The sequence below is a fragment of the Streptomyces sp. HSW2009 genome, from assembly GCF_040240285.1.
Lineage (GTDB): Bacteria > Actinomycetota > Actinomycetes > Streptomycetales > Streptomycetaceae > Streptomyces.
The window spans coordinates 1-12,183 of the sequence record NZ_JBEHZD010000209.1; the positions used below are offsets into that span (position 1 = coordinate 1).

The 12,183-nt window shown below is 71.1% G+C and carries 6 protein-coding genes; 2 read left to right on the forward strand and 4 right to left on the reverse strand.

Going from position 1 to position 12,183, the window contains the following annotated elements:
* Positions 1–171 precede the first annotated feature (171 nt).
* Positions 172–6,960, forward strand: a complete 6,789-nt coding sequence (locus tag AAHZ94_RS17135) for a polymorphic toxin-type HINT domain-containing protein (protein WP_349993774.1) — start codon at positions 172–174, stop codon at positions 6,958–6,960.
* A complete protein-coding gene (locus tag AAHZ94_RS17140; RefSeq protein WP_349993775.1) occupies positions 6,957–7,295 on the forward strand; it encodes a hypothetical protein in 339 nt (112 codons plus the stop codon). The genes AAHZ94_RS17135 and AAHZ94_RS17140 overlap by 4 nt, the downstream gene beginning before the upstream one ends.
* Before the next feature lie 186 nt (positions 7,296–7,481).
* On the opposite strand, the gene AAHZ94_RS17145 is transcribed toward AAHZ94_RS17140, so the two are convergent.
* The 4 genes from AAHZ94_RS17145 to AAHZ94_RS17160 form a co-directional block, all read right to left on the reverse strand.
* A complete protein-coding gene (locus AAHZ94_RS17145) occupies positions 7,482–7,976 on the reverse strand; it encodes a hypothetical protein (RefSeq protein ID WP_349993777.1) in 495 nt (164 codons plus the stop codon).
* A 737-nt stretch (positions 7,977–8,713) separates the two neighbouring features.
* On the reverse strand, positions 8,714–9,304 hold the full coding sequence (pth, locus tag AAHZ94_RS17150) for an aminoacyl-tRNA hydrolase (protein ID WP_349993779.1): 591 nt from the start codon (positions 9,302–9,304) through the stop codon (positions 8,714–8,716).
* 319 nt (positions 9,305–9,623) lie between these two features.
* Entirely contained in the window at positions 9,624–10,208 is a 585-nt protein-coding gene (locus AAHZ94_RS17155; RefSeq protein WP_349993780.1) for a 50S ribosomal protein L25/general stress protein Ctc, read from the reverse strand.
* 558 nt (positions 10,209–10,766) lie between these two features.
* Positions 10,767–12,110 carry a penicillin-binding transpeptidase domain-containing protein gene (locus tag AAHZ94_RS17160; RefSeq protein WP_349993781.1) on the reverse strand — a complete coding sequence of 448 codons (1,344 nt, stop codon included), beginning with the start codon at positions 12,108–12,110 and terminating at the stop codon, positions 10,767–10,769.
* Positions 12,111–12,183: the final 73 nt, after the last annotated feature.

Genomic DNA, 12,183 nt, shown 5'->3' on the forward strand with positions numbered 1-12,183 from the left:
TTACCCCCCCCCCCCCCCCCCCCCCCCCCCCGCCCCCCGCGGGGGGGCCGGGCTTTTTTTAAAACCCCCCCCCCCCCCCCCCCCCCCGGCGCGGGCCGGCCCGCCCACGAGCACCGGGGCACCCGAGCCCCTTCGCCGTACTCACCCTTCACCACACGAGGTAGTAGGACGATGACTGACAGAGACCGACTCAGACCCGGCCTCGGCCGGGGACTGCGCGGCACGTTGACCCTGGCCGTCACCGCAGTGATGGTCGGCAGCCTGCTCCAGGCCACCTCCACACCCGATGCCGCCGCGGACTCCGCTCCGGGCCGGCCCGACCTGCCAGCGGCGGAGCGGCCGGTCGCCGGCTCCACCGCCACCGGCAAGGCCCGCACCCCAAGCGAGGGGCCCGCCGTGCCCGCCGACCCGCCGCGGGCGGACTGGCCCGCGGCGGCGACGGCCACCGTCCGCCTGCCGGCCCCGGCCAGCCAGCGCACGGCCACGACGAACGACCTGGTCAAGGCCGCTGGAACGCCCGTGTCCGTGGCGCCGGCCGCCACCGCGCAAGCACGCACCACCACCGGGGCCGCGCGATCGGCCACCGTCCGCGTCCTCGACCGCGACCAGGCACGGCGCGCCGGCGTCCCCGGCGTGCTGCTCAGCGTCACCCCGAACGCGCTCCCGCAGCGCGCCGAGCGTTGGTCCGTCGCCGTCGACTACGCGGCGTTCGCCGAGGCGTTCGGCGGCGGCTACCGGTCCAGGCTGCGCCTGGTGGAGGTGCCCGACTGTGTGCTGCGCACCCCGCAGGACGCGCGCTGCCAGACCACGCGGCCCCTGGCGTTCGACAACGACACCGAGCGGCAACGGCTCAGCTCCGACGCCGTCGAACTGCGCCGGGACCGGCCCACCGTGCTGGCCGTCCTGGCCGGCGACGAGGGCAAGACGGGCGACTACACGGCCTCCCCGCTCTCCCCGTCCTCCTCCTGGGAGACCCACCTCAACACCGGCGACTTCTCCTGGTCGTACCAGATGCCGGTGCCCAGCGTGCCCGGTGAGTTGAAGCCCAAGCTCAGCCTCGGCTACTCGTCGGGTGCCGTGGACGGCCGCACCAGCTCCACCAACAACCAGGGCTCCTGGGCCGGCGACGGCTTCGACCTCTGGCCCGGCTACATCGAGCGCCGCTACAAGCCCTGCTACGACGACGGGGTCAAGAACGCCGACGGCAGTGAGCCCGGCGACCTGTGCTGGAGCTACGACAACGCGTTCGTCTCCCTCGACGGGAAGAGCGGCGAGCTCGTCCCTGCGGGCACCAACGAGTGGAAGCTCCAGAAGGACGACGGCACCCGGATCACCAAGCTGACCAGCAGCGACCGGGCCAACGGCGACAACGACGACGAGTACTGGCGACTGGTCGCCCCCGACGGCACCCAGTACTTCTTCGGCTACCACCGGCTGCCCGGCTGGGCCGCGGGCAAGGAGACCACCGACTCCACCTGGTCGGTGCCGGTCTTCGGCAACAACGCGAACGAGCCGTGCCACAAGGACGGCTTCGCCGCCTCCTGGTGCCAGCAGGCGTGGCGCTGGAACCTGGACTACGTCGTGGACCCGCACGGCAACGCGATGTCCCTGTACTACGGCCGGGAGACCAACTCCTACGGGCGCAACCTCAAGGCCGACGACGACACGCCCTACACCCGCGGCGGACACCTCAAGCGCATCGAGTACGGGTTGAAGTCCGGCGACCTGTACAAGGACAAGGCGCTGGCCCGGGTGGACTTCGCCGACGCCGAACGGTGCCTGCCGCAGACCGGGGTGACCTGCGACGCCAGCACCATCGACGACAAGGCGTTCTACTGGTACGACACGCCCTGGGACCTCAACTGCAAGGCGGCCACCAAGTGTGACAAGGGCCGGCTGTCACCCACCTTCTGGACCCGCAAGCGCCTGACCGAGGTCACCGCGAAGGTGCTCCAGGGCGACGCGTACAAGCCGGTGGACTCCTGGAAGCTGGGCTACCGCTGGGGCATGGCCGACGTCGACCGGCAACTGCTGCTCGACAGCGTGCAGCACACCGGACACAGCGCCGCCGCCCCCATCACCCTCCCGAAGACGACGCTCGCGTACACCCAGTTGGCGAACCGGCTCGACAAGACCGGTGACGGCTTCGCTCCCTACATCAAGGACCGGCTGTCCACGGTCGCCGACGAGTACGGGGCGCAGACCGATGTCAACTACTCCGCCGCCGTCTGCGACGGGGACAAGCTGCCCACCCCGCACACCAACACCACGCGCTGCTTCCCGCAGTACCTCGGCGGCTCGAACTCCGACGACCCGGACCGGCACTGGTTCAACAAGTACGTCGTCGACTCCGTCACCGCCACCGACCGCACCGGCGGCGCGCCCGACCAGGTCACCCGCTACACCTACCTGGGCGGCGGGGCCTGGCACTACGACGATGACGACGGTCTGACCAAGGAGAAGTTCAAGACCTGGTCGCAGTGGCGGGGCTACGGCCAGGTGCGGGTGCAGACCGGCGGCCAGGGCACCGGCGGGATGAAGACGCAGCGCGACGCGTACTTCCTGCGCGGCATGGACGGCGACCGCAAGGAACCGTCGGGCGGCACCAAGGAGGTGACGGTCGCGCTCGACGCCGGTGAGGGCGACCCCCTCACCGACCACGCGTCGGCCGCGGGTTTCGGCTACAAGAACGTCACGTACTCGGGCCCCGACGGCAAGGTCCTGGAGAAGGGCGTCGAGCGGCCCTGGCACCACCAGACCGCCACGCGCACCCGCCCCTGGGGCACCGTCACGGCCGACTTCACCGGCACCGCCAGCAGCGCGGCGTGGACCTCGCTGGACGCGGGGGCCGGCGCCAAGTGGCGCAAGAGCGCCACCTCGTACCAGCACGACACCGTCGCCGGCCGGGTCACCCAGGTCGACGACGAGGGCGACACCGGCACCGCGTCGGACGACCAGTGCACCCGCACCACCTACGTGGACAACGCGAACGCCAACCTCCGCACCCTGCCGTCCCGGGTCGAAGCGGTCGCGGTCGCCTGCGACCGGACCCCCGACCGCAGCAAGGACGTCATCTCCGACGTCCGCACCGCCTACGACGGCGGCGGCTACGGGGCCAGCCCCACCAAGGGCGACGCGACCGCCACGGCCAAGCTCAAGGAGTACGCGGGCACCAAGGCGACCTACCTGGAAGCCGGGCAGACCTTCGACGGCTACGGCCGGCCGCTGACGGCGACCGACCTGACCGCCACCGTGACGGCCGACGGCAGCGGCACCCCGACGCGGAGCCCGCGTACCGACGGCCGCACGACCACCACCGCGTACACGCCGGCCACCGGGTTCCCCACCCAGAGCAAGGTCACGCTGCCGCCGGCGAAGCCGGGCGACACGAGCACCGCCCAGACCACCACCACCGAACTGGACCCGCTGCGCGGCCAGCCGACCGTGCGCACCGACCCCAACGGCAAGGCCAGCAAGTTCACCTACGACGCGCTCGGCCGGTCCAGCAAGGTGTGGCTGGCCGATCGCACGCTCGCCTCCGACCTGCTCCCGACGTACGAGTTCAGCTACACCACCACCGACGGGCAGCCGGTCGCGGTGGGCACCAAGTCCTTGGAGAACGAGGGCCGGCAGCGCACCTCCTACCTGCTGTTCGACGGGTTCCTGCGGGAGCGCCAGACGCAGGAGCCGGGGCCCGACGGCGGCCGGGTCCTGACCGACGTCTTCTACGACGACCGCGGTCTGAAGGCCAAGACCTTCGCCGCGTACTACACCCAGGGCAAGCCGGCGACCGGCCTGTTCAAGCCCGCTGACGCGCTGGGCGTGGAGACCCAGACCTGGTACGGGCACGACGGGCTCGGCCGGGAGGTCGAGGCGCGCGAGGTCGCGGGCAACGGCGACGGCGGCAAGGTCCTCGCCACCACCCGCACGGTCTACGGCGGCGACCGCACCACCGTGCTCCCGCCCGTCGGCGACACGGCGACCACCACCCTCACCGACGCCCGCGACCGCACCACGGAGCTGCGCCAGCACCACAGCAGGGCCGCGGACGCCCCGTACGACACCACCCGCTACACGCACACGCCCGCCGGCGAACTGGCCACGGTCGTCGACCCGGCGGGCAACACCTGGCGCTACGCGTACGACCAACTCGGCCGTCAGATACGCACCGAGGACCCCGACAAGGGGGCGCTCACCAGCGTCTACGACGACCGCGACCAACTCGTCAGCACCACCGACGCCCGGGGCAAGACCCTGACCCGGGTCTACGACGGGATCGGCCGGCAGACCGAACTGCGCGAGGGCGGCGCGACCGGAGCCCTGCGCGCGAAGTGGGTCTTCGACACCATCGCCGGCGCCAAGGGCCACCCGACCGAGGCCACCCGGTACGTGGACGGCAACGCCTACACCACCCGCGTCGGGGCCTACGACCGGCTCTACCGGGCCCTGAAGACCGACACCGTCATCCCGGCCGCGGAGGGCGCACTGGCCGGCACCTACCAGACGAAGACCACGTACGAGGCGTCCGGGCTGGTGGCCGGCGTCGGCTACTCACCCGCGGGCTCGCTGCCGGGCGGCGGTGTCACCTACGGGTACGAGGACGCCACCTTGCGCCAGCTCTACGTCGCAGGCCAGGGCATCCGCGCCGACGCGAAGTACTCACTGACCGGCAAGCCGCTCCAGTACCAGTTCGGCCTCGACGACGGTGCCAAGAAGACGTGGGCCACCAACGCGTACGAGTGGGGGACGCAGCGGCTGGCCAGCACGCGGGTGGACCGCGAGGACGTCAACGGAGTCGACCGCAACAGCGCGTACTCCTATGACGAGGCGGGCAACGTACGGGCCCTGTCCGACGTCTCCCGCAGCGGCACCGACACCCAGTGCTTCACCTACGACCACCTACGCCGCCTGACCCAGGCGTGGACCCAGGCGACGGCCGCGTGCGCCGCCCAGCCGACGGGCGAGACGGTCGCGGGCCCGGCGCCCTACTGGCGCTCCTACACCTACGACAAGATCGGCAACCGACTCAGCGAGACCGAACACGACCTCACGGGTACCAGTGCCCGCAACACCACCCACACCTACAGCTATCCCGAGCCGGGCAAGCCGCGCCCCCACGGGCTGACCGCGGTCGACACCAGCGGCCCGGCGGGCACCGCGAAGAACACCTACCGGTACGACGCCGCCGGCTACACCGAGGCCCGCACCCTGGGCGGCGACACGCAGGACCTGACCTGGGACGCCGAGGGCCGACTCGGCAAGCTCACCGCACCGGTGGGTGACGATGCCACCAGCAGCACCTCCTACGTCTACGACGCGGACGGTGGGCGGCTGATCGGCCGCACCGACACCGAGACCACGCTCTACCTCGGCCACACCGAGGTCACGTTGGCCAAGGGCGCCACCAAGCCGACGGCCGTCCGCTACGCCGACCTCGGCGGCGGCCACCAGGCGGTCATCGCCGACGACCGCAGCGTCTCGTACACCCTCGCCGACCACCACGGCACGGGCGAGTTGGCCATCAAGGCGGCCGACCTCGCGATGACCCAGCGGCGCAGCCTCCCGTTCGGCGCCCCGCGCGGCCCGCAGCCCACCGGTTGGCCCGGCACCAAGGGCTTCGTCGGTGGCACGCAGGACGCCTCCACCGGCCTCACGCACCTGGGCGCCCGCGAGTACGACCCGACCACCGGCCGCTTCCTGTCCGTCGACCCGGTGATGGACCTGACCGACCCGCAACAGTTCCACGGCTACGCGTACGCCAACAACAGCCCGCTCACCTACTCCGACCCCACGGGCCTGCGCCCGGACGGCCCGGTGGGCGGTGCGGACCACAACGACCAGGCGTACTACCGGGAGAACGGGCAGTTGGGGAGTGGGTGGTACCTGGACTACTACGGGGGGTGGAGCTACCGACAGATCAAGCCCAGCCCGCGTCCCCAGGGCGCGAAGAGGGACGTAACCTATATCAGCTACCAATGGTCGAAGCAGGCGCAAGCCAGAGGTGTCTCGGCGAACTTCGGCAGCAGGGAAATCAAAGAGAAGGCTAAATCGCCGAACCTCTGGCGGCCGATCGTCAATATTGTGGTGGATACCTTCGTTCCGGATCCGACGCCGGTGAAGGAATGCATAACCGAGGGCGATGGGTCTTCTTGCCTCCAGGTTCCTCTGGAAGCGCCGACGCCGGCAAAGGCCTTCAAATTCTTCAAGGGGCTCTACAAGGCAACGCGGCGCCAGTGCCACAGCTTCCTACCGGACACGAAGGTGCTACTCGCCGACGGCCGGACCAAGGAGATTGCGGACGTCACCACCGGGGACCGGGTAACCGTCACCGATCCGGAGACGGGCGAGACCTCGACCCGGGACGTCGTCGGAACCATCGTCACCGAGGACGACAAGGAATTCGTCGACCTCGCGATCACCACGGACGGGCGTTCCTCGTCTCTTGTCTCCACCACCACCCACCCGTTCTGGGTACTGGACGCGGCCCCATCGGGCCAATGGGTGGACGCCGGCGATCTCAAACCGGGAATGCGACTGCGCACCCCTGACGGCGACCGGGCCGAGGTAAGCGCCGTCCGCACCTTCCAGCGGCAACAGCGTACGCATGACCTCACGGTGGCGGGGGTTCATACGTACTATGTGGTGGCGGGGGTTGCGCCGGTACTGGTTCATAATTCCGGGAACTGCGATCTGCCCCTGAAATCGTTGCACCCTGACAGTTCGCTAGACAGGAGCTCGCTGGACTTTTGGGGTAAGCAAGACACGGAAGATATCATTTTTTCCTTGAGGCCGGGGGCAAGGGAGGCGTTGAGAGTGAAGCCGGACGGGACAATCGCAAATGGGAACACTCGGGTCAAGGTTCTGCGGGATCGTGGGTACGATGTCGATTCCTTGCCTCGTGAACCCTATGGCAGCAACCGGCCTATGACGGACGAGGATTTCTGGGACATAGATCAATGAATCTTCGAGATCGAGTGGTCGCGGTCCTGGAGTCGGAGTCCAAGGAAGTTTTCTTGCTGGCCTTGGGGCATCGGCTGGGCACATCGGCGCGCTTCGTATTCTCGGAAGGAAGTTCGGATGCGCTGCAACAAGCCCGAGCTTGCAATGAGATGATGATCGCCATATGGCTGCAAGTCTGGGCGATGAAGGATGCCGAGGGGGGCGGTTACCCGGACTCAGAGTTTATTTCGATCCTGCTGGAGAAGGCTGACGCAGGAAACGCGCGACCGCATCTGCGGGATGCGATTGAGAGCGCCCTGCTTTCGGTCTCAGGCAACGGGGCGTCAGGCCGGTAAGACGTAATTCCGTAAAGCGTCCCCCATAAGTGGCTTGAGGGATCAGGAGTCCCGGCGGAAGGGAAATCCGGCGGGACTCCTGTGGGCCTGACAGCTACCTCAGCAGACGACGACTCGCGAAGGTGGGACGTCCGGGGTGGTTGTTGCCCATCGGACTCGGGCAGGGTGTGGAAGGCAGAAGCCCCCTCACAACCCCAAGAACGCCGCCCCCAGAACCCCCACCCCCGCCAACCCCAGCACCCACGCCGCGCGGTGCAGGCGGAGGGCGCCGGCCAGGAGGATGGAGGCGAGGAGGAGGGCGCCGCCGAGGGGGGCCCAGGAGTAGAGGAGGCCGGGGAGGTCGGTGCGGACCGCTTCCGTGGTGCCTGGTTTGAGGACCACGGGGATGCGCTGGCCCTTGCCGTCGGTGACGGTGGCGTCGATGCGTACCGAGCGGCGGTCATCGCCCTTGGCCGGGTCCGCGGTGAAGGAGCCCGTGCACCAACTGCTGTGGCAGGAGCCGACCGTGAACGTGCCGCGCTCCTTCCCCTTGGTGAGCAGCGCGTGTTGGGCCGTGCCCCACGACGTCCACACCCCGGCCACCAGCACCAGCAGGACGAGCAGCGCCATCGCCACCTGTCGGCCGAGCAGCAGCAGGCCGTACGCGGCCTCGCCCGTCCTGCGCAGCCGACCGCGGCGCACGCCTCGGGAAGGCCGGGAGCGGGAAGCTCCAGAACGGGAAGCCCCAGAGCGGGAAGCGCCGGCATGGGAGGACCCGCCGCGTGCGGGGCCGCCTCGCGCCGTCCCGGCCCGCGGCCCGGCCTCGCGCGACGCCCCCGTACCGGCGGATTCCGTACGCGACGTCCCCGTACCGGCGGATTCCGTACGCGACGTCCCCGTACGAGAAACCCCCGTACGGGCACGTCCGGAGCGCGGTGGCGCGGGGTGGTGGGATGCGGGCGCGCTCGGGGAGCCGCCGGGGCGTGCCGTGCTGGGGTGCGCGCCCCGTTGCGCGGGGACGCGGCCCGCTGGCGTGCGGGGAGCAGCGGGGGAGGAGTCCCGCGCCGTGCTCTCGGAGCTGGTTCCGGTCGGCGCCATGGCGGCGATCCTTGGGCCTGGGGGCCGACCGCGTCAAGGCGCAGGTCATGCTTCGGCAGGACCGGTGGCTGCATGTCCGCAATGTCCGGCGCTACCCCGGTGACCTGGTCCGAACCTTCCCCGTGCCTGCTCCGCACCGGCTCCGTGCCCGCCCCGAGTCTCCGCAGAGCCGTCCCCCGGGCCGTCGATCGTCCTGTCTGGAGGGCCCTACGGCCCGTCCGAAAAGCCCTTCGGCGCCGCACCCGGCCCGCTTCGGGGCACCCCGGACCGCCGTCCCGGCGCCACCCCGTACCGCCCGGCGGCGTACGTCCGCACCGACCGCGGCCGGCCACTCCCGTACGTCAGGAGTTGTACGTGCCCTGCGCGCGCTCCAGGCCCTCCAGGATCAGGGCTTCCACCGCGTCGGCCGCACGGTCCACGAAGTAGTCGAGTTCCTTGCGTTCGGCGGCGGAGAAGTCCTTGAGGACGAAGGCGGCGACGTCCATCCGGCCCGGCGGGCGGCCGATGCCGAAGCGGACCCGGTAGTAGTCGGGGCCGAGTGACTTGGTGAGGGACTTGAGGCCGTTGTGGCCGTTGTCGCCGCCGCCGGACTTCAGGCGCAGCGTCCCGTAGTCGATGTCCAACTCGTCGTGGACGGTGACGATCCGGGCGGCGGGCACCTTGTAGAAGTCGCTGAGCGCGGTCGTCGGGCCGCCCGAGAGGTTCATGTACGTCATCGGCTTGGCCAGTACCACGCGGCGGTTCGCCGGGCCTGGCGGGCCGATGCGGCCCTCCACGACCTGGGCCCTGGCCTTGTGCGCCTTGAACCGGCCGCCCATGCGCTCGGCGAGCAGGTCGGCCACCATGAAGCCCACGTTGTGCCGGTTGGCCGCGTACTCGGGGCCCGGGTTGCCGAGGCCCACCACGAGCCAGGGGCCGTCTGCGTCGCTCATCTGCATGCTCTCCGGTGGGTGGGGGTGGCTTGGTTACGGGCGCCGCGCGGGAGGGCGGACGCGTTAGACCGTAGCGGGCGGCCCGCTCTGCGGGGCTGTGGGCCTGCGGTTCTGCGGGCGTGCAGGGCCGAGGGGCCGTAGGTGTGCGCCGGTGCGGTTCGGCGGTGCGGTTCGGCGGGGCCGCTCTGCGGGGCCGGGGCGCCCCGTGTCGTGCCCCGGACGCCGCGCGCCGCCGGCCCGCCCCGGATGGGGGGCGGAACGGCGGCGGCGGGGTGCTGCGGGGCGACGTCCGCGAGGGGCGTCGGGGTGGCTCCTGGGCTCAGCCCTCGGCGCCCTCGGCCGCCTCGGTCTCGGCCGGGGCCTCGGCCTGCGCGGTGACGACCTGGAGCACGACGGCGTTCTCGTCGACGGCCAGCGTGGTGCCGGCGGGCAGGACGACGTCCTTGGCGAGCACGGAGTGACCGGCGTCCAGGCCCGCGACGGAGACGGTGACCGACTCGGGGATGTGGGTGGCCTCGGTCTCGACGGGCAGCGAGTTGAGGAGGTGCTCCAGGAGGTTGCCGCCCGGGGCGAGGTCGCCCTCGGTGTGGATCGGGACCTCGACGGTGACCTTCTCGCCGCGCTTGACGGTCAGCAGGTCGACGTGGACCAGGAAGCCGCGGATGGCCTCGCGCTGGATCGCCTTGGGGATGACGAGCTCGTTCTTGCCGTCCAGGTCGAGCGAGAGCAGGACGTTCGGGGTCTTGAGCGCCATCATCAGCTCGTGGCCGGGCAGCGAGACGTGGACCGGCTCGGCGCCGTGGCCGTAGATGACGGCGGGAACCTGCTGCTCACGGCGGAGGCGACGGGCCGCGCCCTTGCCGAACTCGGAACGGAGCTTTACGGGAACGGTGACCTCGGCCATGGTGGCACTCCTCGTAGTCAGGGGATCTGGAAGCCGTCACTCGGCCTACGACAGACCTGCTACCGACAGACCTGCTACGAAGAGCGCGTCGATTACGGATGGGCCTTGTACGGGACAGGGCCTCCCTCGCCGAGCAACTCAACCACTCTACCCGGCCACCCGCCCCGCACCAATTCCGCTGCGCGGGGCCCGGGGGGGCGCGGGTCGGGTCGGGGCCGGGGCCCCGTACGCGCGGGTGCGCGGTGTGAGGCGGGTGCGCGGTGTGAGACCGACGTGGGGAGCCGCGCCACTCGCCCCTGCGCCCCATGCCTCGTCATCCCGTACGCGCGGGCGCGCGAAGTGCCCCGTATTGCATATCGTGCTGATGTGTGGTGCACCGCGCGGCTATCCGGTACGGGACGCGGGACCGTCCGGTGCGGGGTCTGCGGCCATCAGGCACGCGGGACGCGGTGGTGCCGCACGCGGCAGTGCCCCTACGCGGCAACGCCGCCCCCAGCAACGCCCCGCCCCCTACGCGCCGGGGCAGCCACCCCCACGTACGAGGCGAGGCCGGCGCGCTCACCCCGCCGTCGTCGCCAGGACGTCGTGGATGACCGGGCCCGCCGAGTCCGAGCCGTGTTGGGCGCCCTCCACCACGCAGGCGATGGCCAGGGTGTCGTCGTACGCGACCAGCCAGCCGTTGTTCGGGCCTTCCTCGGTGACCTCGGCCGTGCCGGTCTTCGCTCCGATCTCGCCCGGCAGGTCGGCGAGTACCTTGGCCGTTCCGTCGGTCACGGTGTCCCGCATCAGCCCGCGCAGCGTCCGCACCACGTCCGGCGGCAGCTCCTTGGTGGTCGGGCCGCTGCCCTTGCGCGGCTTGCCGCCCGCGCGCACCAGGAGGGGCTGGTGGAAGGTGCCGGAGGCGGCTGTGGCCGTGGCCGAGGCCATGACCAGCGGGTTCGCCCGGAGTTTGCCCTGTCCGAAGAGTGCGGCCGACTTCTCCGTCTGGTCGCCAGGCACCGGCACCTCGCCGTCGAAGGACGCCACCCCCGTCGACCACTCCTGGCCGATGCCGAAGTAGGTGGACGAGAAGTCGGTGAGTTCCCGATCCTTCAACTTGTCGCGCAGGCTGACGAACGCGGTGTTGCAGGAGTGGATGAAGTCCTCGCGGAAGGTGGCCCCGGGGATCTCGGAGGTCTCCACGTTGTGGAACTGCTTGCCCACGGTGAGGTATTTCGGACAGTCCACCACGTCGTCCGGCCGCACCGCGCCCTTGGCCAGCAGCGCCGCCGAGGTGATCACCTTCATGGTCGAGCCGGGGGCGTACGTGCCGAGGAACGCGCGGTTGAAGCCGCCGGCGGGGGTGTTGGCGAGGGCCACCACCTCGCCGTCGGCGATGCGCAGCGCGACCAGGCCCGCATTGCGCCCCTTGGCGTGCCGCTGCAACGCCTGCTCCGCGGCCCGCTGCACCCGCGGGTCGATCGTCGTACGCACCGGCCCCTCGGCCGCGCCCGGCCCGCCGAACCGCGCCTCCGTGCCCCGCACCTCCTCCGTCTTGCGGTCGATGAGCTGCACCGCGCCGCGCGGTTTGCCCCCGCCGACGCCCAGGGCCTGGGCGATCGAGGGGTGCGCGGCGGTGGCGAGCCTGCGCCCGTCGCGGTCGAGCACCTGCGGCGCGCCGTCCTCGCGCACCAGCCGGAACTTGGCCCGGTCGGTCAGCTTGGGGTGGATCACGCCGAGTTCCCACTTCACCCGCCAGGTGCCGGGCCCGTCCGCGGCCCCGCTCGCCCCGCCGTCCTGGCGTACCAGCGGCAGCGCCGACCGGTACTGCCAGGCGCCCAGGTCGCGGACCGGCAGTTTGGCGGCGAACGGGACGCTCGCGCCGTCGTCGTCGCGGGCCGTGGCCCGGGGTCGTTTACACATCTGACGCGGGCGGCCAAACTCCGTGGGTAGCTGTCGGGGGGGGGCGGATCATTTAAAAAAAGGGGGGGGGGGG

Coding starts and splice junctions, on each gene's coding strand:
- AAHZ94_RS17155 (WP_349993780.1), bottom strand. CDS start 10,208: ATGGCCGAGGTCACCGTTCCCGTAAAGCTCCGTTCCGAGTTCGGCAAG.
- pth (WP_349993779.1), bottom strand. CDS start 9,304: ATGAGCGACGCAGACGGCCCCTGGCTCGTGGTGGGCCTCGGCAACCCG.
- AAHZ94_RS17160 (WP_349993781.1), bottom strand. CDS start 12,110: ATGTGTAAACGACCCCGGGCCACGGCCCGCGACGACGACGGCGCGAGC.
- AAHZ94_RS17140 (WP_349993775.1), top strand. CDS start 6,957: ATGAATCTTCGAGATCGAGTGGTCGCGGTCCTGGAGTCGGAGTCCAAG.
- AAHZ94_RS17135 (WP_349993774.1), top strand. CDS start 172: ATGACTGACAGAGACCGACTCAGACCCGGCCTCGGCCGGGGACTGCGC.